We start from the raw sequence: 22,357 nt of genomic DNA, 5'->3' as shown, positions 1-22,357 counted from the left end.
TGGACTATAACGAGCAGTTGTAACTCTTGTACCAAGAGCTTAGGCGTTTGTGCTAAAATCGCTTGCAAAATTATTTTATGTCATTTACTCAATTCTATCCGTCAGTAAGGAGCCGCTGTGAGCCAGCCATTTCGCTCAGCCGATATTCGCCAAGCCTTTATCGATTTTTTTATAAGCAAGCAGCACACCCAAGTTTCATCGTCTAGCTTGATTCCGCATAATGATCCGACATTGTTATTCACCAATGCCGGCATGAATCAGTTTAAAGAAACCTTTTTGGGCATGGAGCCGCGCGACTACACACGTGCTGTGACCTCGCAGAAATGTGTCCGTGCTGGCGGTAAGCACAATGACTTGGACAATGTTGGCTACACTGCCCGCCATCATACGTTTTTTGAGATGCTTGGTAACTTCTCGTTTGGCGATTACTTCAAGCAAGCAGGTATCGAGTATATCTGGGAGTTTTTGACCTCAGATCAGTGGCTCGCGATTGATAAAGATCGTCTGTATGTCACCATTTATGAGACTGATGACGAAGCCTTTGATATTTGGCACAAAACCATTGGTCTGCCAAGTGAGCGCATCATTCGTATCGGTGATAACAAAGGGGCACCGTACGCCTCAGACAATTTTTGGACCATGGGCGACACCGGTCCTTGTGGCCCTTGCACCGAAGTGTTTTATGACCATGGCGCTGAGATAGAAGGCGGCTTGCCCGGTACGCCAGAAGAAGATGGCGATCGCTACATCGAGATTTGGAACTGCGTCTTTATGCAGTTCAATCGCCAAAAAGACGGCACGCTATTGCCGCTACCTGCGCCCAGTGTCGATACTGGCATGGGGCTTGAGCGTATTAGTGCTATCATGCAAGGCGTCCATGGTAACTATGAGATCGATCTGTTTACCCATTTGATGGATGCGGCAGCTGAGATCTTAGAGATTGACAATGAACAGCAGTCTTCACTAAAAGTCATTGCTGACCATATCCGTGCTGTGGCCTTTTTGATTGCTGATGGCGTCACACCGAGCAACGAAGGTCGTGGCTATGTATTGCGCCGTATCATTCGCCGTGCGGTACGTCATGGCAACAAGCTTGGCGCTGATAGTGAGTTTTTCTATAAAATGGTCGCACCGCTCGTGGCTGAAATGGGCAGTGCTTATCCAGAGCTAGTAGAAAAACAAAACGTGATCGAAAATGCGATTCAAAAAGAAGAAGCGCAGTTTGCCAAAACATTGGCACAAGGTCTGCGTTTGCTTGCCAGCGAGCTTGAAGGTCTAAAAGATGGCGATACGCTATCTGGCGAAGCGGCCTTTAAACTCTACGACACCTATGGCTTCCCGATCGATTTGACCGCGGATATCACGCGTGAGCGCGGTATTGCTATTGATGAAGCGGAGTTCGATGAGCACATGCAAGCACAGCGCGAACGTGCTCGTGATGCAGGTAAGTTCGATGTCGATTACAGCAGCGTCATCCAAGTCGAGACGCCAACCGTCTTTGTTGGTTATGAGCAACTTGAAGAAGAAGGCGTGACCATCGACGCGCTTTATCAAGATGGCAACCCAGCAGATAGCTTAACGGAAGGCACAGAAGGCGTTGTGGTACTTGATCGTACGCCATTTTACGCCGAAGGCGGTGGTCAAGTGGGTGAGCTTGGTGAAATCCGTACCGAATCAGGTGTCTTTGAAGTACAAGATACCAAAAAATCTGGTCAAGCCATCATTCATTATGGTGTGGTGACCATGGGTGATATCAAACCCAAGCAAACGGCGGATGCCCACGTGCTTTCAAGCATTCGTGCAGCCAGTGCCAAAAACCACTCTGCTACTCATCTATTACATGCAGCACTAAGAGAAGTCTTGGGTGATGAAGTCACGCAGAAAGGCTCATTAGTCTCAAGCGACGTCTTACGTTTTGACTTTGCTTATGATAAGCCTGTCAGTGCTGCTGAAATCATGCGAGTAGAGCGTCTCGTCAATGAGCAAATCCAAGCCAACACTCCTGCTCGTATTGAACACATGTCGATTGATGAAGCCATGAATCAAGGCGCGATGGCATTATTTGGCGAAAAGTACGGCACTGACGTTCGCGTACTAACCATGGGTACAGATCGTATCGTCGATGGTCAGCGCAAGCCATTTTCTATCGAGCTTTGCGGCGGTTTACATGTACAGCGCACTGGTGATATCGGTATGCTAAAAATCACCAGCGAGTCAGGTATCGCTGCGGGGATTCGCCGTATTGAAGCCGTCACGGGCATGAACGCGGTCAAAAACATTCAGCAAAGCGAGCAGCAACTAAGCGAGTTGGCAAGCCAGCTAAAGGTCAAACGTCCTGAAGTTGCCCAGCGTGTGCGTACCATGGCAGATAAGCAACGCGAGCTTGAAAAACAACTAGAGCGCTTAGAGCAAAAAATCGCCAGCGCTCAAGCTGCCAACTTACTCGATAATGTGCAGACTATTGCAGATACGCCCGTACTTCTCAGCACCTTAAGCGGTATCGATGGTAAATCCATCCGTACGCTGATGGATGATATCAAATCAAAACTGCCTGATAGTGTGATTGTATTGATTGGTGATAAAGATGACCAATTAGCACTAGCCGCGAGTGTCGCAAAATCTGTTACTGCTACAATCAAAGCGGGTGATATCATTCGTCATTTAGCCAGTGAGCTTGGTGGTAAAGGTGGCGGCAAGCCTGACTACGCACAGGGCGGCGCGCCGAAGTCCGACAACAGTACTGCGGTCATCAATGCCCTACCTGCTTGGATTGAAACCCAGCTTAGCTAATCATAAAAAGCCCAGTAACTCAGCGCCTTACTCTGGTTTACTGGGTATAAGATACGTGATTGGTTATAGCAACTATAACCAATCGCCATACATCTAAGCGGTACTGATACTTAAAGTTATGCAGTAGATATGGTATAAAGGTCAACGTTTGACAATATTGCTCATTCATGACAGTTGATGCAGTACCAATAAACGAATGACACATATAGGGCATAACTCTTACAATCTGGCTTTATCTATACACGCATGGACACGTGTCGCATTGAGACTGATCCATGAGAATAAAAGGTCATTAATGAATAATAGGTAGATTTTTATGGCGTTAATAGTACAGAAATACGGCGGCACCTCGATGGGCAGTATCGACCGCATCAAAAACGTCGCCAAACGCGTCAAACGCTGGCATGACAATGGTCATCAAGTCGTGGTCGTGGTCTCAGCCATGAGCGGCGAAACCAACCGTTTGATTGATCTAGCACGCCAAATCAGTAACAACCCTGACCCACGTGAATACGACCAGATGGTCTCAACCGGTGAGCAGGTTTCTATCTCGCTACTCGCGATGGCGATAAAAGAGCTTGGTATTGGTGCGCGTTCAATGACTGGTCGTCAAGTCGCGATCAAAACCGATAACGCCCATAATAAAGCCCGTATCGAAAGCATCGATGATAAAAACATACGCGAGCAGCTAGATGCCGGCAATATCGTCATTGTGGCAGGCTTTCAAGGTATTGATGAAGAAGGCAATGCAACCACATTGGGTCGCGGCGGTTCTGATACGACAGGCGTTGCGATTGCAGCGGCTTTGGGTGCTGATGAATGTCAAATTTATACTGATGTCGATGGCGTTTATACCACTGACCCTCGCGTAACCTCAAAAGCCAAAAAGCTTGAAAAAATCACCTTTGAAGAAATGCTTGAGATGGCAAGTCTTGGCTCCAAAATCCTACAGATTCGCTCAGTAGAATTCGCTGGCAAATACGGCGTACCACTGCGCGTCCTATCTAGCTTTGATGAAAACACTGACGGTAGCTTTGACCAAGAGTTTCAAAACAACGTGGGCACCCTAATTACGATAGACGAAGGAGACAATATGGAACAGGCAATCATCTCAGGTATCGCATTCAACCGAGACGAAGCAAAAATCTTAGTACGCGGTGTACCCGATCATCCTGGTATCGCCTCTGCTATCTTAAGCCCAATTGGTCGTGCCAATATCGAAATCGATATGATTGTCCAAAACCTCTCGGATAATGGTACCACTGACTTTACATTCACGGTCAATCGTACTGACTTGGACAAGACGCTAAAAGTGCTTAATGAAGAAGTCAAAGACGAGATTGGTGCCAAAGAAATATCAGGCAACAGCGAAGTGGTCAAAGTCTCACTAGTTGGTGTTGGTATGCGCTCACACGCAGGAGTTGCCAGCCTCATGTTCCAAACATTGGCTGAGAACAATATCAATATCCAAATGATATCGACCAGCGAGATCAAAGTATCTGTTTTGATTCAAGACCAACACTTAGAAAAAGCGGTCAAATCACTGCACACTGCCTTTGGTCTTGACCGTGAAGACGGCGAGAGCAAAATCGCTGGGCTATAATGCCAAAAAACTGTTAAAATACAGCTTTAGCATTGATGGTTATCTATTAACCGCTATTGAAAACTTCGCATCGTATGTAAATAAATAGCGTTTCGTTTAAACAAATAGCCTCCAAATAAAAACAGTACTTAAATAAAATAGGATCTTTTTAGATCCTATTTTATTTTTTAGCATAGTTGAAATGAGCATTTACCTAATAGTTTTGTGAAAAACCGTGACAGTATCTGTTATGCCACCTATAATGGGCTTTCATTTGGGCTAAATGAATCTACCTATCATTGCCGTGGTTTGCACAATGTCGAGTATGGTAATTATTGATATATTACTTACTGAGTGCTGCGGTGATGTTCTGCAATTGAGAAGTAATCTGATGAGTAATAATCTGTTGATGCGACATAAGGAGTGTGACGCATGTTAATTTTGACACGCCGTGTGGGCGAAACGCTAATGATCGGCGATGAAGTCAGTGTGACGGTATTGGGCGTCAAGGGCAATCAAGTACGTATCGGTGTGAATGCACCTAAAGATATTGCCGTACATCGCGAAGAGATTTATCAACGTATCCAGCATGAGCGCTCTGTACAGTCGCACATGCAACATCTTGAGCAAGGCAATTTTTCGCCGTCGTTCGATGACGAAGACTACTTCAATCGCTAATTTATAATACTTAATGCTCAACGACTAATGAGCATACATAAGCATTATATTTTTTATTTTTTAAACTGCTCTGAGGTCATTTATTTATGAGTATCCGCCAATCAGATGTATCGGCTCTACTTAATGGTTTGAATAAAAAAGCCATTGGATTCAATGATGTTATCAGCTTTATCGATGATTTTTATCGCTATTCGCCTGCCCCGTTTGTCAACGGTATGGTCCATAATGCAGCGGGCGAAAACGAAGGCAGTGCAAAGATTTTTGGATTCGCTAAGCATCACGGTTTGAATCAACTGGACACGCTAAAACTATTCGGCGAACATTATGCCAAAGTGCAAGCAACGCCTAACGGTACTGACCATGCTAATATTCGCAACTTTTTGCATTGGGGCTGGCAAGGATTTTTAATGCAAAAAAATCCATTAACCATTCGTCCTAGTGTCGACACAACTGCAATTTAAATATGTGTCGTGATTGAATAATTAATAAAGTAAAAAAAGCCACGCTCATGAGCGTGGCTTTTTTATTGACTGTTTATAGTCCTATTTATTACGAAACTTCACAGGTTGTACCGCCCCTTTCGGGTTCGGCATATTAGGATAGTGATGCTCATGCTCGACATCACACTCAGCGCCCACGATAGAACCGTCCTCTTTTACTGGTTTGTGGATATAACCCGTACGCTCGGCAAGTGGTAGGTGCTCGTGCTCCCATATCATCACCGCTTGCATGCAAGTTTCTCGCTGCTCAGCGGTAATTTTACGACCATCAGGCCACTTACCTAACTCAATCGCCATGCGGAATTTATCAACCACTTCCGGTGTTAGACTGGCTAATATTGTTTGTTTATCCATCTTGCCTACTCTCCACTACTATTTTTTCATCATATTTTTTGATGGCTATTGGACGATTTGAAAACATGCTCTAATAGATACGCTCATTCATCATCTATAATATCATCATCGACATCCAGACTGAATTCTTCGGCATGTACGTTCCAGTGCAGCTTGGTACGACAGGCTTCATAAAAGTCAAATCCAGGCGGATGCAGTAAAGTGAGCTTATCAGGATGCTTACGAATATATAAGCGCTGTTCTTGCTCAAGCGGTACGCTTGGTTTGCCATCTGCGCTGACCATCGGCTGCGTACGATTGTCTTCATGAATACGAATACAGACCTCACTATTACCACTGACAACAATCGGGCGACTAGATAACGTATGCGGATGCATGGGCACCAGACAGATGGCATCCATACTTGGATGAATGATGGGGCCACCACCAGATAGAGCATAAGCGGTTGAACCAGTCGGTGTCGCTGCTATCAGGCCATCACTATGCTGCCTATAAACATCATGTCCATCAATCTTCATCTGAAAATCGATCATATGTACCGATTTACCAGCATGCAGTACGATGTCGTTCAGCGCCATGTCTTCATGAATGATTTTACGCCCTTCTCGTATCTCCATCGTCAATAAAAACCGATGATCCAGCTGATAATCGCCCATCAATACTTGGCGTAATTTAAAAGCCGCTTCGTTGGGCTTTACATCTGCCAAAAACCCCAAACGACCACGGTTAACCCCTAATACTGGGACACGGTAGCGTGCCAATGCTTCAGCAGCATGCAATATCGACCCATCACCACCAACAACGATGACCAAATCGCAAATCTCACCAATCAAGCCACGCTTAACGATTTTGACTCTTTCTACTTCTGTGAGGTTAAGCGTTGGTAAGTTGGCTGTTTGTACATCCATGATCAACGTCAAGTTCATCTCATTGATGGTTTGCGCAATCTGTACCAGACTTCGCGTGACGCTGCGTTTACCAGCACGGCCCATCAAGCCAATACGCCTAAAAGCAGGATTTTTGATAGCGTGGAACAGCTCTGACTCGTGTAAGTGTGGCAATCTTGCTGACTGCGCTGAGTTTTCCATAAAACGACTCGGTATAACGGTGAAGTACAGGGTAATAATAGCGATAAATGCGCGCTTAGACTAGCATGTTTATGAATTATCGTTGTTAACTGTCGTAACTGGCCCCATATAAAATATATCAGATGCCTTACTCATGCTTGCTTGTCTGCTTGGGTTTTGAGACTACTAGGTTGAGCTGTAACGGCTGTCACGCAAACACAGTTGACAATAACGGCGGTTTTGCTAAAGTAGCAGCATCTCTATTTTTATATTTTATTATTAAGGACTTATGTATGGCCAATCCTATTGTCAGTCGCGCAGAACTTGCGATCGGCGGTAATCCAATGACGGTCAAAGGCGTTATTCAAAAGACCAGCCTGTTACTTGGGTTATCAGCTATTACTGGTGTGGGCTTTTTCTTTTATGCGCTTATGGCAGGTTTATCGCAAGGTTTTATTACCATGGCAGCCTTTGGTAGCATGATTGCTGCGTTTGTTCTTGCTCTTTTTATTACCTTTAAACCACAAAAAGCAAAGACGTTGGCGGTGCCTTATGCCTTGCTAGAAGGTATCTTTTTGGGCGGTATCTCATTATTTTTCATGAGAATGTATCCAACCGTCCCAGTCACGGCAATGTGTGCGACCTTCGTCACAGCAGCAGTCATGCTAGGACTGTATCGCTCAGGTTTGGTAAAAGTTACTGAAAAGTTCCGTTCTATCGTGACCTCAGCCGTTATCGCTATCATGCTAGTTTATGTAGCACAGTGGGTACTGTCTCTAGTATTTGGCTCAACCTTGCCATTCTTGTTTGAAGGTGGTGCTATCGCTATCGGCTTTAGCTTGTTTGTGATTGTTATTGCCTCTTTTACGCTATTATTAGATTTTGACAATATCGATCGCGGTGTTGCTATGGGTATCTCAGAAGACTACGAATGGTTGTTCAGCATTGGTATTCTTGCCACGCTAGTTTGGATGTATATCGAATTTATGCGTCTGCTCAGCTATCTACAAGACTAATCAAATAATTCGATAGTAAATCTGTATAAAAAAAATCGCCTTAGCTATTGATAGTTGCAGGCGGTTTTTTTATGGGCAAACTTTGAGAGCTATAGTTCAACTAAGCCCGCTTTAGGCGTAGCGCGTTTAACACCACAAACAATGAGCTAAGTGACATGCCGATAGCAGCAAGCCATGGTGGTACATACCCTAAAGCCGCTGGTATCAGCACGATACTATTATAAGCCAAGGCCCAGCGGAAGTTTTGCTTAATAATACGTTCGGTTTTATCAGAGATACGTTTGGCCGCAGTGATGGCCTCAATTTTCCCATTTAAGATAATACTGTCGCTAGATACTTGTGCCAAATCTGCAGCACCGGCAATTGAGGTGGATACATCTGCCGCTGCCAATACTGGCGCATCATTGATGCCATCACCCACCATCAGTACGACAGCGCCTTTAGATTGCAACTGCTGGATATGGTTGACCTTGTCAGTCGGTGATAAGCCATTATAAGCGGTCTGCATGCCTAAACTCTCAGCCATCACGAGCGCTTGCGGGCTTGGATCACCCGTCAACATCACAGACTCAATCCCTAGACCTTTGAGCGTATCGAGCATCGATTGGGTACTATCACGTACCTTGTCATTAAAATAAAAGCACGCCAGCGCTTGCCATTCCTTTGTATCAGGTTTCTGGCTCGACAAGACAACGGCGGAGCTGGCACGCTGCGCCGCCAAGTCAATGTTCAAATCATTGTTCGTATTGACCTCATTGGCACTGCCACTGGTTTTATCTAACGCAAAACTCACATGACCAATGCGATATACCATGTCATCAATCATAGCTTCTACCCCGCCTGCGGGATAATGCTGCATGGCCCTCGTCGGTGGCAGATGTAACTGATAGGCAGCGGTAAGTAGCGCGTGTGCAATCGGATGACGACTCCCTACTTCTAGGGCAGCTGCGATTGCCAATAGTTTATCTTTTTGTGCTGTTGATGCTGTGTTATCAGAATCAGTCTGGTTTACTGGCTCGATTACCTCAATATTTAATAAATTTGGCTTCCCATAAGTAAGCGTACCTGTTTTATCAAAAGCAACATGTGTAATTTCAGCCAATGTTTGCAGCGTATGCCCGCGCGTCGTCAAAAAACCATAGCTGGCTAAACGATTGGTTGAAACAGTCAAGGCAATTGGCGTCGCCAATGACAAGGCGCAAGGACAAGTGGCAACCAATACTGCCACCGTTGCCCAAATAGCTTGGCTTGGATCGACAATGTACCAGCCAACAAACACTAAAACTGATAGCACTAAGATACGCGCCACAAACCAACGTGCCAGTTTATCTGCTTGCTGTGCAAGTTTAGGCTTTTCGCTCATGGCGCGGTTCATCAGTCTATCAATCAGCCCTATTTGACTGTCTTTTGGTAATGCCGTCACTAACATCTCAAACGGCTGGCTATCGTTTTGCGCACCGCCAACAATATAATCGCCTTGGGACTTAATGATTAAATCACCTTCGCCTGTCAGTAGGCTTTGCGAGACTGTTGCAGTAGGACTTAACAAAATACCGTCACTGATAATCTCAGAACCCGCTTCAACCAAAATAATGTCACCCACTTGCAAGCTATGAGCCGTCACCATCTGCTTTGATGCTATATTTTCCTCTACCTGTGATAACGCATTTTGTTGATTACGTGACTGCTGCCAATCTTGAGCAATACCCGATGTGAGCTGATGAACATTGGCATCAACACCCTTCATAAAGTTAGGCATCATTTCTGTCGTCGCATCTGATGCCTTTTTTGCCTCATTTTCGATGGCGTCACCTTGTTGAGAGTCACTTTCTTTCAGCAGTTGTAAAATACGCTCTGCTGCTGATTTGTCTTCAGCCACTTTTTGTACCAATACTGGCTCTACTACGACCAGATCATTGGCCATGGTCGCAGCTTTTAGACGGGCATTATGTTCGATATAGCGTCCTGCCAGCAAAAAGAAAATAAACATACTGACGGAGTCATAGTATGTCTCCCCTTGCCCAGTAATGGTGGCATATAAACTGGCAAAGAAGGTGATAATCAAAGCAAGGCTAACAGGCACATCCATATTGACCTGGCGCGCACGAATCGCTGACCATGCGGAGGTAAAGAAAGGAATACCGGCATAAAAGAAAACAGGCGTACTAACAAATAAAGACACCCAACGCAAAAAGTCACGCTGAAATATCAACATGTCGCTATATTCACCAAAATAAAGCGCAACGGCATACATCATTGCCTGCATTGAACCGAGTGCCGCGATACCAAGACGCAATAGCATTTGGTTGTTATGACGCGCCAGCATGGCTTCATGGGTATCTTGCCGATAAGGCTTGGCATCATAGCCAATCTCATTGATGACCGCTAAAATGCGGCTAATCGGTAACTTGTCTTCATTCCAAATGACCCGCATACGCTGGTTGGTCAAATTCACCTGACACTTACTAATGCCTTCTAGCTCATCGAGACGCGACTCAATCAACCATGTACAGGCCGCACAGCGCAAATTATTAACAGACAGCTCCGCCACCGACAGCCCATCTTGCGCATATACGAACTGCGACTTTATCTCGTCATGATCATATATCTCAAGACGCGTCAGCTGGGTCGGTAAGCTTGCTGTACGGTTAATCTCCGAACGGTCAAGATAATATTGCTCAAGACCAGCCTCTACGATGCTCTGAGCTGCTAACTGACAGCCCATACAACACATCTCACGCGACTTGCCTAGAATCTCAGTATGAAACGGCGGCTTGGGCACTGGATCACCGCAATGGAAGCAGTGATCAGCAAGGGGTAGCACCAAGCCATCAGTGATGGAGTTGTCTTTATAAGGATGATTGGTAGCAGATGATACTGATGATGGGATACTAGACATAGTCGCGCTTACTTCCTTTGACAGGCTTGCTCAAAATGCATTCATTTAAGGCAAACTTGCTCTGATTGACTGTACTGTACGTCGTGCAACAGAGCCACTTTTCATCACATGAATATCACTATTGTTAGTAGCACAATATTAATAACAAATGACTAATAGCAAATAACTAGCAACGGCGGATTCATACAAAATACATCATGGTACTTATCATAGATTGTTATCTTACATGGCGTTTATTAGCCCAATTGAAAGATGCTGATACTTGATTACAAGTATCAGTATTTTAGTAGAGATTATACTACAAGCAATCACCCTAGGCAGTACCAATGCTTATGGTCTAATACTAATGAATGTCTGTGTTGACGATGATAGATTGAAAAATTTGTCAATTTGCGTCATTATGAGGCAGTTTTTTATCCAAAAATGGTGCGACATCCGTGCAAAAATCCAATTTTAAGTTACCAAATACCAAGCTATCACCATCATCTAAGCCTGCTATGAATACCTTACCTTCACAGCAGCGCGGCTTGGTATTTAGTAGTCTTCTCTTAATTACTATCATCGCTGGCATGGTGCTATTTGCACTGTATTTGGTCAAGCTTGATCGCACCATTACCCATAAGTTTGAAGGCAAGCGCTGGGACATTCCAGCTAAAGTGTACTCACAGCCACTTGAGCTATATCAGGGTGCCAATATCGATAGAGATACGATGAAAACGTGGCTAGAGTTGCTTAATTATCAAAGCAACAAGTCTTATGATCGTACTGGCACTTATCATAGATCGGGTAATACTTATTTTATCCATACGCGCGGCTTTACCTATAGCTCAAGCGATATAGATGCTGAGCAAGTCATCAAAATGACCCTTGCTGGCAATAAAGTTGACTCTATTCAAAGCACCTTACCTGCCAAAAGTGGCATCATTCGTCTAGAGCCAGTGAGTATCGGTGGTATCTATCCAGACAGTAACGAAGATCGAATGGTTGTCTCTTTAGATGACGTGCCTCAGCCACTGATTGATGCATTGATTGCCACCGAGGATCGCGCGTTTTATGAGCATAAAGGCGTCTCGATACGCGGTATCGCCCGTGCCGTAATCAATAACTTTACTGGTGGTGCTAGGCAAGGTGGCTCGACCATCACCCAGCAGCTGATCAAAAACTTTTACCTCAACTCTGATCGCACCCTAAAACGCAAAGCCAATGAGGCGTTGATGGCGGTACTGCTTGAGCTGCATTATAGTAAAGATGAAATTTTACAGACTTATTTGAACGAAATTTATCTGGGTCAAAACGGCAATCGCTCTATCAATGGTTTTGGTTTGGCCTCACAGTTCTATTTTGATAAACCACTTAACGAGCTGCGTATAGATCAGCAAGCCATGCTAGTTGGTATGGCAAAAGGCCCAAGTATTTACAACCCACGTCGTAATCCAAATGATTCAAAAGCTCGTCGTGACGTGGTGCTTGGTAACATGTTCGCAATGGGCACGCTAAGTCAAGAGGACTATGACAAAGCCTTAAAACAGCCGCTCGGTATCGTGGACAAGCCTGCTGAGGGCAAGAGCCAGTTCCCTGATTTCTTGGACATCGTCAAACGTGAGCTCAATGATGTCTATTACTCTGATGATCTCAAAAATGAAGGTCTAATCATCATTAGTACCCTAGACCCTATTGCTCAGTTGGCAGCAGATAAGGCAGTTGATAGAAAACTGGGCGAGCTGCGCCGTAGAGGTAGCAAGACTAAAGACTTACAAGGCGCGCTCGTCAGTGCCAATCCTGAGACTGGCGAATTGGTCTCTGTCGTTGGTAGTGGCAGTGAGTTCACGGGCTTTAACCGCGCCGTCGATGCCAAGCGTCAAGTCGGCTCTTTATTGAAGCCAATCATTTATATGACCGCGCTTGAGAGTGGTCGTTATAACTTAGCAAGCTCGGTGGATGACTCACCTATCACAGTCAATCTGAATGATGGTACCGATTGGAGTCCTAAGAATTATGACAACCGTGATCATGGCTATGTACCACTGACCACAGGACTTTCGCAATCTTATAACCAAGCGGCGGTACGCTTAGGTATGGAATTTGGGGTTGATACTTTTGCCAAACAGCTAAAACGCATGGGGGTTAAAGAAGAAATACCAGCATACCCATCGGCGCTATTAGGGTCTGTCAATCTGAGCCCGATGGACATGTTAGGTATTTACCAAGTCTTTGCGACTGGCGGTTTCCGCACACCTATTCATAGTATTCGCACGGTTATTGATGATCGCGGTCGTATTTTGCAGCGTACCGGACTCAATACTCAGCGCAGTATTCCACCTGAGACCAACTTTTTGACCAACTATGCGCTACAACAAGTGGTGTCAAACGGTAGCGCCAGACGGGCTCAATCACTTGGCAGCAATCTGAATCTCGCCGGCAAAACGGGCACGACAAACGACTACCGTGATGCTTGGTTTGCAGGCTACAGTGGCAACTACGTCAGTGTTGTTTGGATTGGTCGTGATGACAACAAGCCCATTGGCTTGAGCGGTGGTACTGGTGCTCTACCGGTTTGGGTCGATTATATGAAACGCCTCAAACTCACTCCAGTGGCGCTACCAGAGCCAGAAGGTATCGAATGGTTGTGGCTCGAGAACAACTCAGGCAAGCTGTCTAACGAACGTTGTGCCAATGCTCGCTACTTACCTGTCATGTCAGCACATTTACCAGAGGAAGCCAGTAGCTGCGCGCTTAGCTTGTATCAACAAGACCGTGCTCGCGAGCAATCTCAATTCCAAAATCAGCAGAGCGCGATCAATGAGCAACGTCGTCGCGAAGGTTTAGATATCCCAAACGGTGAAGCGGTTGATGCTGGTGATTCAGAGGACAGTAATGGACAAAATAATGAAGGTCAAGACCGCGCTGACACATGGTATGACCGTGCTATTGAATGGTTTTAACATTATTTTTAAAATGTAGCGTCTGATATTTAAAAAAGGTCTCAATATGGTCTCATTTCTACAGCAGTCTGCCTCTGTGACACAAACAATGTCTTGGTGGCAGAAAAAATTTGCGTCAGTGAATACTCTAGTTGTAGGTGGCATTGTTTGTAGCATGCTAAGCCTCAGCGCATGCCAGACTGCGCCAGATAGCTCAGCTGCGATGAAAACAACACCTATTCAAACAACCCCATCATCACAGCCGCCAGTGACATCGACCACCACTGTGACTCAGGCACCCATCGTTGAAGCAGATGATGAGAACGAATACCCTATTGAGCCTTATACTCCACCCGAAAAGCTCGAGTCGCCGAACCCATTGACCCAAGAAACGCCTGTATTTGAGCCGCCTACTCCAGTGGTGACAGAGCCTAATCTGGGTATTGCCATACCATCGCGCAATGACTATATCATCTCTGAGCCCTCAGCACCGTCACACAATGATCTACTAGAGCAGGCAAGAAAAAACTCACAGCAACGCTCTCAACAATCAGCAAGTAATAACAGTAACTTGCCTGCATTTCGTAACTTGATGCAGGTAGGCGTTAATCAACTGAAATCAGGACAATTAACGAATGCTGAAAACAGCTTTACCCGTGCACAGCGCTTGGCCCCCAAGTCGTCTGCCGTATATTTTTATCTGGCGCAAGTGGCATTGAAAAAGAACCAACCTCGTAAGGCAGAAGCGATGGCACGTCGTGGCCTTAGTGTTTCTAAAAATGCCAGTCGCAGACGAGCGCTGTGGCAAATCATTTTACAATCAGGGCAAGCTCAAGGTAACTCACGCGTCGTTAGTGAAGCAAGACGAGCTTTACGCTAATAACCGCTCACTACAGTTATCATTTATCCAAAACATACATTTATTTTTTTTAGCTTAGGGTTATCGTTATGGCATGGCAACAACTGCATTTACAATGTGAAAAATCAAACGTCGATTTGGCTGAAGCGCTTTTATTAGAAGCTGGCGCACTAGCTATTGCCTTAGATGATGCAGGTGATCAGCCTTTGTTTGAACCACTTCCCGGTGAGTCACCGCTATGGGATGAAGTCATACTGACAGGGCTATTTGATGCCACCACTGATGATGGTAGCCGTCAAGCAGTTGAGCAGCTGAGTCATGAAATTGCCGCACAAGTACAGGCTACTCGTATCTGGCTAACGGCTGTTGATGACAAGGATTGGGAGCGCGAATGGATGAGTAACTACCATCCTATCGAATGCGCTAATGACTTGTGGATTGTGCCAGACTGGCTCACACCGCCCAACCCAGAGGCGACCAATATCATTATGGATCCAGGCTTAGCTTTCGGTACTGGCTATCATGCCACGACTCGTCTTTGTCTTGACTGGTTAACAGAGCAAGACCTGACAGATAAAGTGGTCATCGACTATGGCTGCGGCTCAGGCATCTTGGGTATCGCCGCTCTATTATTAGGTGCACGCCAAGTGTATGCAGTCGATATCGATCCACAAGCTGTACTCGCAACCAATCAAAATGCAGTGCGTAATCATGTCGGTGACCGTCTGCAAGCGTTCTTGCCCGAAGAGTTCACAGATTACTGCTCACAACATGATGTTTTGCCTGTAGAAGTGATTGTCGCCAATATTTTGGCCAAACCCTTAATTGGCTTAGCACCTTACTTTTCGACATTGATTGCATCGAAAGGTCGCATCGTATTGGCAGGTTTAATCGAGTCACAGACTGAACAAGTCATGGAAGCTTATCAACCCTATTTTGCACTCGATCCAAAGCATGCCTTTACCGCGCAAGAGGACCAGCATTGGCAGCGTTTATCTGGTACATTTACTAGCTAGCAACATTTAATTACATCTGTTACGATAGAGGGCAGTCAAACGTCACAGGTTTGGCGCCACTCTGTCGTTGCTCATGATTTATAGAATTTCAAAAAGCATGGTAGCTGTTGGTGAGTGGCTAAGCGGTATAGATAACCATACTTTTTTGGATTCGACCCTATGACCACCCCAATGAAAACCCAGTGCCCTCATTGCCAAGCTTGCTTTAAAGTGCAACAGAATCAACTAAATAAAGCCAATGCTACTATTAACTGTACTCAGTGCCAAAAAAGTTTTTCGGTCAATCAACACCTTATTGTAACCCCTGATACCTCCAACAGCTTCTCCTCTCAACATAATACTGCTACAGCACATCACGAGACTCAATCCAAGCTGAGTAATAGACCTGAAAGCTCCACCAATAGTCGTAATCAAGCATCTAATATATCAAATACTGCAAAGTCCTCACTCCATAAAAAACGTTCAGCTGATATATTGATTCATGATGACTTAATCTATGATGATATGGATATCGATGAGCCAGAAGACAGCATTGTAGAATACGACTCACTAGACAGCATGGATGCTTGGTTGACGCAAGTGAGCGATACCAATGCTGCGACGACAACTGACAACGCGACAAACACACTTTCTAAAACCAATACCGATCGTATTGCAACAGAACATTCCTCAATGACTCAAGAAGTACTGAGCTCAACTGCTGCCAATGATATTCATGCGAGTATCAACGACACAGCTGATGACTCATGGCTAGAAACACTTCTTGAGGAACAAAATAAACGCGAAGCCAAATCAGTAGATAGCACAGATTTATCACAACTACTGATAGATATGGGTGTACCTCTTAGGGAAGAAGAAAATTCTGTTACAGAACGTGCAAACAAGGCGCAAGCACAGTTTGCGCCAACAGCCACAACCCATTCAATTGCATCTATCCTCTGGATACTGGGATGCTTAGTATTAGCACTATTACTTGCCGCGCAGTATGTTATGTTTAACCTAGAGACGTTAGTCAAAAACCCTGCCAATGCGCAGCGCCTCCAAACGGTATGCTCTATTGCGGCATGTAGCTTACCAAGCGCTGATCTGACAGCTTTGACTATTACCAATCCAAGTCATCGATCAAGTCAAATTAAAACCACAGGTACATTTAGCGATATCAGCGCGATATTGAACAACCAAAGCACAAAAGCACAGCTCTATCCAAATATAAAAGTCAGCGTTTATGGGACAGACAATCTCATTGGAGAGTTTATAGCAGCGCCTAACGACTATTTATTGGGTAAGCCAAGCCAGCTAGCTGCTAGTAATAACAGACAACTACTATTTACCATACCCGTTGACAATGCACAAATTCGCGAAATTACGATGACACCACTTTATTGAATGTTATTTTTAGTAATAGAATGAGCCTGACATATCGCTGACTTTAAGATAGCCGTCAATCTGTCAGCGCTAGACGATATTAATTTGATATACTATTATTCTGACATCTTATGGTTTGACTCTTTTTTCATTTCAAGGATATTATCTTATGGCACCTCATGCACAGCATCATGCCCATCATTTTGCTAAGAGCTCTGAGCATCCTGCCGACTATAATAAAGAAGATCATCACCTTGTCGCTCACGATATTGAGTTCCCGTTAGAAAGTGCTGCGAGTAGCGCACAGCAGCCTTTGCGTGTACATGTTGAGCGCGTCGTTCGCCAGTATTTCGCTATGCTAGGTGATGAGATGCCTACCGACTTGTACGAGCTTATCTTAAAGCAAGTCGAAGAGCCTCTATTGTCAGTGGTTCTAGAGAAAACTCGCGGCAATCAAACCAAGTGTGCACAAATCTTAGGCCTCAATCGTGGCACTTTACGCAAAAAACTCAAAACTTACGACTTAATGTAGCACTGCTATATGTGCTCACCCATTATTGCTAATCATCATGCATGGCAATTCAATGTGCATGGCTTTATCTATCGCGATATAGTCTACCGTTGTTGCCATCATCACCTTGCCAGACGTTTACGTCAGGCTTTTTTTATGGAAGATTTTTTATGAGTACAACCCCACTTGCCCTACTCTCGGTCTCTGATAAATCCAATATCGTTGAGTTTGCTCAAGGCCTTATTAAAGCAGGTTTTGGCTTACTCTCTACTGGCGGTACCTATCGATTACTTACAGAAAATAATGTCGCTGTGACGGAAGTGTCTGACTATACGGGCTTTCCTGAGATGATGGATGGCCGTGTTAAGACCCTGCATCCTAAAATTCATGGTGGTATCTTGGGACGTCGTGGTACAGACGATGCTGTCATGAATGAGCACGCAATCGAACGTATTGACTTGGTTGTTGTGAATTTATATCCATTTGCTGAAACGATTGCACGTGCTGACGTGACGATGAACGATGCTATCGAAAATATCGATATTGGTGGCCCTACCATGGTACGATCAGCAGCAAAAAATCATGCCCATGTAGGCATCGTGACCGATCCTGCTGATTATGATCGCGTACTGACTGCTTTAAATGGTGGCACTGAATTGACAACGGCTCTACGTTATGATTTAGCGGTTAAAGCCTTTGAGCATACTGCGCAGTACGATGGTATGATTGCCAACTTCTTAGGCAGCCGTGTCAATGAGACGCAGGAACCAGAAAACTTCCCACGCACATTTAATGTACAACTAGAAAAAGCGCAAGATCTGCGCTATGGCGAAAACCCACATCAAAACGCTGCTTTCTACACTGAAAATCATCCTTTAAAAAGCCAGCAAGCTTCTATTGCAACGGCTAAGCAACTGCAAGGTAAGGCGCTATCATACAATAATATCGCTGATACTGACGCAGCCCTTGAGTGTGTTAAAGCCTTTAGTGCACCAGCTTGCGTTATCGTTAAGCACGCCAATCCTTGCGGTGTCGCGGTAGATAATGACCAAGTAGCTGCTTATCGCACTGCTTTTAGCACCGATCCTGAGTCATCTTTTGGCGGCATTATCGCCTTCAACCGTCCACTGACGCTTGCTGCTGCAAAAGCCATTATCGATAATCAATTTGTAGAAGTCATCATTGCACCCAGCATTGAAGACGGTGTACTTGAAGCGACTGCTACTAAGAAAAACGTACGCGTATTAGTATGTGGTGAACTACCAGCACCAGATCAGCGTGATAGTCAGCTTGATTACAAACGCGTCAATGGCGGCCTACTCGTACAAGAGCAAGACCTTGGTTTGATTACGGCAAACGATCTAAAAATCGTCACTGACGTACAACCAACTGAAGCGCAAGTGGCAGATCTGTTGTTCAGCTGGAACGTGGCAAAATATGTCAAATCGAATGCCATTGTTTATGCGAAAGGTCAACGTACTATCGGTGTTGGTGCAGGTCAAATGAGCCGCGTTAACTCAGCACGTATCGCTGCTATCAAAGCCGAGCATGCTGGACTGGCCACTGAAGGTGCCGTTATGGCCTCAGATGCCTTCTTCCCATTCCGTGATGGCATCGATAATGCTGCTGAAGTAGGTATCTCAGCCATCATTCAGCCAGGTGGCTCTATGCGTGATGATGAGACCATTGCAGCCGCTAATGAGCACGGTATTGCGATGGTATTCACTGGCATGCGTCATTTCCGCCACTAAACAATCATCTATTAGTTTAAGACTGGAATTAGGGCGTGTTGAACATTCGACCATGGCACTGACAGCGACTATTTTTTAGGCGATTCGATGTTAAAAATAATAAGTTTAGTCATTCTAAGCGCTTATTTTTAACGATGAAGCGGCAAAAAAGAGTCCTGTCCCCTGCTTTTATCGTTGGGGCTGATGCTAAAATTGCCCCATACTGCGTTACAAATCTCGCTAAGGCATCTGCATTATCGTCGCTTTGTGCCTTGTCTGGAACCATTTTAGCGATCAGCAGTGCCTATTTGCGAATGTTCAACACGCCCTAGTCGCAGCAATTGTATTTGTTACTGCTCCTAATTTCCAGTCTCTTATAATATTCGTGGTCACTACAGTTAAAGTATTACCAAATAAAAAAAGCCACTGCATCGCTACAGTGGCTTTTTTGCGTTTAATAATTAAGAGTAACCATACAGCGAACGCTTAGCGCCCTTGTGCATTTGCCATGTTGGCTTCGTTAATCTCAACTTGATAGACCATACGTAGATAATCTAAGTAGTCTTGCAGCTGATCTTGACCTAAATTGTCACGAATGATGCTGGCCGTTTGCGCTCTTTGCATATCAGATAGTGGTGACTGCTGCTCAGTCTTGATGCGATCACCAACCAATAGCGTTGCACCTGCTTCAGTCTCACTAGCGAGCGCGACTACGCCATCATTGGCAGCTTGCTTGCTAAAGGCCAATCCACGCTCTTTATCAGTTAGCAACGTTGTTTGACGATTAATCTCACCCAAAGATTGCAAACTTACTGACTGCTTAGCAATATCAGCTGGCGTTTTGATACCAGCAGCGACAGCTTTCGCTTCTTTTAGCGCCAAGGCTGTGGCTTTTTGCTGACGCAATATCTGAGTGATTCTTGGCGTTGCTCTAGATAAGCTCAGTGTGGTCGTAGGACGATAGTTGCTTGGTTGTACCCATACCGTACCGTTACCAACTTCTATACCTGCCGTCACGGCCTGATCTTGAATCGTAAATTCGTCAAAGGCCTGTTTGATCACTGCTGGTTGCGATAATACTGATTTGTTATTTTCTTTACGATAATCTTTGATACGTTTTAGCGTGACATTCTCTTGCTGCGCAATATCTTCGATACTAAAGCCATCTGCTGCCAAATCATTAATCGAGGTTACTTTATCCGCGTAGACTTCTTGACGCTTGTACTCTTTTGCCTTAGCAGTCAGCTCTGCACGCATACTCTCGAGACTTGGAATCTTTTTGCCATTATCTTCGGTGACTGTGAATATCTGATAGCCAAAGCTGGTCTTGATAGGGGCTGTCACATCTCCAACGCTCAAGCCTTCTAGTGCTTTTTCAACAGCATCGGCGTCACCACCAAATACTGACGGATTAAAGCGACCAATGTCACCGCCTGCTTCTCCTGAAGGATCATCCGATTCTGCTTTGGCCACAGCAGCAAAAGACTCGCCTTTAGCCAAGCGAGCTTTAACTTTATCTGCTCTTGCCTTAGCATCATCACCTGTTAACAGTATTTGACTCACTCTACGCTCATCATCAGCAGCCAGACTTTGCTTATACGCTTCGTACTGCTGCTGCAACTCTTCTGTTGTCACATCATCGACTTTGATGGTCTGCGGGCTAAGCTGAATATAAGCCAAGTTGACCATTGCCGCGCTTTTTAGCGTGTCTTTATTGGCATCATAATATGCTTGAATATCATTTTTGCTTAGTTTGACCTGATCAGCATAGTCCTGCCAATCAAAACGATGTACCCAGACGTTACGTGATTCTAGTTGCAAGTCGATCAATTGGCTAACTGCCTGCATTGGATAGACGGCTGTACCAACGATGCTCGCATTCAACTGATCCAAGCTTAACTGATTGCGAAACTCTGCAAACAACTGATTTTTGGTCATGCCACGCTGACGCAAAAAGTTTGCAAACTGATCGTTAGAAAAGTTTCCATCGGCATCTTTGAATATTTCTTCTTCACGCAGCAAACGATTGATCGTGTCATCAGAGACTGTCATACCAAGCTTACCTGCTTGCTGCTCTAGTAATGTACGATCAATCAGACCTTTTAGTACCTGCTCGTGCAGTACGTCTTCATTCAATAAACTGGCATCATCAACTTGCTCTAGTATTTCGCTACGACGGTTATTGACGGCATTCTGATACTCGGACAACCCTACGCTTGCCTCACCCACCTGAGCGATTTGGTTGGGATCAACCCCGCCGCCAAAATAGCTTTCGACACCCAATAGAGCCAGTGGCGATAGGCATAAAATCAATAAAATGCGACCTGGCCAGCTTTTTAAGAAATCGCGCAATTTATCCATAGTTATCTCTGCTTTATTAACCTATATTGATGAAAAACCATTGTAATACTGTTAGGAGCTGTCGAGTGCGACCTGCTAATATCAATGCTATTTAAGCCGGCAATGGTAAGAGGAAGAACGTGTACATTTTATTAGGGAAAACAAGGTTCAGTGACAATACCTTATTTAAACAACGCATCTATCGCGCGCCCTATGATACGTGATTTTTCGTATATACTCAAAATATTCACGTTGTATGAGATAAACTATAGCGACAAAAAAAGCACCTAATATTTAGGTGCTTTTTCGGTGCTTAGCTTATGACATCAGCCAAAGCGACCATCTACCATAGAGCGGTTAGTTCAAACGCTCTTTTAGGTTTTTACCAGCTTTGAAGCTTGGTACTTTGCTTGCAGGGATGCTTAGCTCTTCACCAGTCTTAGGGTTACGGCCAGTACGTGCTTTGCGGTCTTTTACGCTAAAAGTACCGAAACCAACCAAAGAGATGCTATCGCCAGCTTCTAAAGCTTCGCCAACACTTTCCATAACAGCATTCAAAGCATCACCAGCTTGAGTCTTATTTAGACCACTTTTGTCTGCGATGCTATCAATTAATTCTGACTTATTCATAAAATTTCCTTCAAGTTTAAGGGGGTAATAAACGCTCACGCCAAGCATTGTAACGCTCTCGTGGTACTTACGCAATAAAAACTACCTGACTGGCGTATT

At 44.8% G+C, this 22,357-nt stretch carries 15 protein-coding genes and 1 pseudogene; 11 read left to right on the top strand and 5 right to left on the bottom strand.

The genetic code is table 11. The features are described 5' to 3' along the window. The first annotated feature begins 117 nt into the window (after positions 1 to 117). The 4 genes and pseudogenes from alaS (at position 118) to BLR43_RS03780 (ending at position 5,511) form a co-directional block, all read left to right on the top strand. The gene (alaS, locus tag BLR43_RS03795) at positions 118 to 2,790 is read left to right on the top strand and encodes an alanine--tRNA ligase (protein ID WP_071003536.1); all 2,673 of its coding nucleotides are present in this window, start codon (positions 118 to 120) and stop codon (positions 2,788 to 2,790) included. Between the two features lie 316 nt (positions 2,791 to 3,106). Then, positions 3,107 to 4,393 carry an aspartate kinase gene (locus BLR43_RS03790; RefSeq protein WP_058024167.1) on the top strand — a complete coding sequence of 429 codons (1,287 nt, stop codon included), beginning with the start codon at positions 3,107 to 3,109 and terminating at the stop codon, positions 4,391 to 4,393. A 411-nt stretch (positions 4,394 to 4,804) separates the two neighbouring features. Beyond that, a pseudogene (gene csrA, locus BLR43_RS03785) lies at positions 4,805 to 4,972 on the top strand (carbon storage regulator CsrA); the annotation flags it as partial. 164 nt (positions 4,973 to 5,136) lie between these two features. Continuing rightward, a complete protein-coding gene (locus tag BLR43_RS03780) occupies positions 5,137 to 5,511 on the top strand; it encodes a HopJ type III effector protein (protein WP_071003534.1) in 375 nt (124 codons plus the stop codon). Between the two features lie 81 nt (positions 5,512 to 5,592). On the opposite strand, the gene BLR43_RS03775 is transcribed toward BLR43_RS03780, so the two are convergent. Further along, positions 5,593 to 5,904 carry a YeaC family protein gene (locus BLR43_RS03775; protein ID WP_071003533.1) on the bottom strand — a complete coding sequence of 104 codons (312 nt, stop codon included), beginning with the start codon at positions 5,902 to 5,904 and terminating at the stop codon, positions 5,593 to 5,595. A gap of 83 nt (positions 5,905 to 5,987) precedes the next feature. Beyond that, entirely contained in the window at positions 5,988 to 6,992 is a 1,005-nt protein-coding gene (locus tag BLR43_RS03770; RefSeq protein ID WP_071003532.1) for an NAD(+) kinase, read from the bottom strand. A 272-nt stretch (positions 6,993 to 7,264) separates the two neighbouring features. Here BLR43_RS03770 and BLR43_RS03765 point away from each other — a divergent pair, with 272 nt between their 5' ends. Next, entirely contained in the window at positions 7,265 to 7,987 is a 723-nt protein-coding gene (locus tag BLR43_RS03765; RefSeq protein ID WP_071003531.1) for a Bax inhibitor-1/YccA family protein, read from the top strand. A 100-nt stretch (positions 7,988 to 8,087) separates the two neighbouring features. Here BLR43_RS03765 and BLR43_RS03760 read toward each other — a convergent pair whose 3' ends face one another. Continuing rightward, a complete protein-coding gene (locus BLR43_RS03760; RefSeq protein ID WP_071003530.1) occupies positions 8,088 to 10,886 on the bottom strand; it encodes a heavy metal translocating P-type ATPase in 2,799 nt (932 codons plus the stop codon). A 437-nt stretch (positions 10,887 to 11,323) separates the two neighbouring features. Here BLR43_RS03760 and mrcB point away from each other — a divergent pair, with 437 nt between their 5' ends. The 6 genes from mrcB to purH all read left to right on the top strand — a co-directional run bounded on the left by mrcB (position 11,324) and on the right by purH (position 19,309). After that, the gene (gene mrcB, locus BLR43_RS03755; RefSeq protein WP_379542866.1) at positions 11,324 to 13,828 is read left to right on the top strand and encodes a penicillin-binding protein 1B; all 2,505 of its coding nucleotides are present in this window, start codon (positions 11,324 to 11,326) and stop codon (positions 13,826 to 13,828) included. A gap of 46 nt (positions 13,829 to 13,874) precedes the next feature. Beyond that, positions 13,875 to 14,687, top strand: coding sequence for a tetratricopeptide repeat protein (locus tag BLR43_RS03750; RefSeq protein ID WP_071003527.1), 813 nt, complete (start codon positions 13,875 to 13,877; stop codon positions 14,685 to 14,687). 68 nt (positions 14,688 to 14,755) lie between these two features. Then, entirely contained in the window at positions 14,756 to 15,682 is a 927-nt protein-coding gene (prmA, locus tag BLR43_RS03745; protein WP_071003526.1) for a 50S ribosomal protein L11 methyltransferase, read from the top strand. 159 nt (positions 15,683 to 15,841) lie between these two features. After that, positions 15,842 to 17,068 (top strand): DUF3426 domain-containing protein, encoded by a 1,227-nt coding sequence (locus BLR43_RS03740; RefSeq protein WP_093068918.1) that lies wholly within the window; start codon positions 15,842 to 15,844, stop codon positions 17,066 to 17,068. Positions 17,069 to 17,315: 247 nt separating this feature from the next. Then, complete coding sequence (fis, locus tag BLR43_RS03735; RefSeq protein ID WP_227674247.1) at positions 17,316 to 17,579, top strand: DNA-binding transcriptional regulator Fis; 264 nt, start codon at positions 17,316 to 17,318, stop codon at positions 17,577 to 17,579. A gap of 149 nt (positions 17,580 to 17,728) precedes the next feature. Continuing rightward, complete coding sequence (purH, locus tag BLR43_RS03730; protein WP_093068915.1) at positions 17,729 to 19,309, top strand: bifunctional phosphoribosylaminoimidazolecarboxamide formyltransferase/IMP cyclohydrolase; 1,581 nt, start codon at positions 17,729 to 17,731, stop codon at positions 19,307 to 19,309. Positions 19,310 to 19,774: 465 nt separating this feature from the next. Here the strand turns inward: purH and BLR43_RS03725 are convergent, their stop codons facing one another. After that, positions 19,775 to 21,649, bottom strand: coding sequence for a SurA N-terminal domain-containing protein (locus tag BLR43_RS03725; RefSeq protein ID WP_093068913.1), 1,875 nt, complete (start codon positions 21,647 to 21,649; stop codon positions 19,775 to 19,777). 336 nt (positions 21,650 to 21,985) lie between these two features. Beyond that, positions 21,986 to 22,306, bottom strand: a complete 321-nt coding sequence (locus BLR43_RS03720; protein WP_161808411.1) for an HU family DNA-binding protein — start codon at positions 22,304 to 22,306, stop codon at positions 21,986 to 21,988. Positions 22,307 to 22,357 lie beyond the last annotated feature (51 nt).

Origin of the sequence: Psychrobacter pacificensis, assembly GCF_900101915.1 — a bacterium.
GTDB lineage: Bacteria > Pseudomonadota > Gammaproteobacteria > Pseudomonadales > Moraxellaceae > Psychrobacter > Psychrobacter pacificensis.
Note: the sequence above shows the minus strand (reverse complement) of the source record. Positions and strands in the feature narration are given on the sequence as shown.

Coding starts and splice junctions, on each gene's coding strand:
- BLR43_RS03790 (WP_058024167.1), top strand. CDS start 3,107: ATGGCGTTAATAGTACAGAAATACGGCGGCACCTCGATGGGCAGTATC.
- BLR43_RS03780 (WP_071003534.1), top strand. CDS start 5,137: ATGAGTATCCGCCAATCAGATGTATCGGCTCTACTTAATGGTTTGAAT.
- BLR43_RS03775 (WP_071003533.1), bottom strand. CDS start 5,904: ATGGATAAACAAACAATATTAGCCAGTCTAACACCGGAAGTGGTTGAT.
- BLR43_RS03770 (WP_071003532.1), bottom strand. CDS start 6,992: ATGGAAAACTCAGCGCAGTCAGCAAGATTGCCACACTTACACGAGTCA.
- BLR43_RS03765 (WP_071003531.1), top strand. CDS start 7,265: ATGGCCAATCCTATTGTCAGTCGCGCAGAACTTGCGATCGGCGGTAAT.
- BLR43_RS03760 (WP_071003530.1), bottom strand. CDS start 10,886: ATGTCTAGTATCCCATCATCAGTATCATCTGCTACCAATCATCCTTAT.
- BLR43_RS03750 (WP_071003527.1), top strand. CDS start 13,875: ATGGTCTCATTTCTACAGCAGTCTGCCTCTGTGACACAAACAATGTCT.
- prmA (WP_071003526.1), top strand. CDS start 14,756: ATGGCATGGCAACAACTGCATTTACAATGTGAAAAATCAAACGTCGAT.
- BLR43_RS03740 (WP_093068918.1), top strand. CDS start 15,842: ATGACCACCCCAATGAAAACCCAGTGCCCTCATTGCCAAGCTTGCTTT.
- purH (WP_093068915.1), top strand. CDS start 17,729: ATGAGTACAACCCCACTTGCCCTACTCTCGGTCTCTGATAAATCCAAT.
- BLR43_RS03725 (WP_093068913.1), bottom strand. CDS start 21,649: ATGGATAAATTGCGCGATTTCTTAAAAAGCTGGCCAGGTCGCATTTTA.
- BLR43_RS03720 (WP_161808411.1), bottom strand. CDS start 22,306: ATGCTTGGCGTGAGCGTTTATTACCCCCTTAAACTTGAAGGAAATTTT.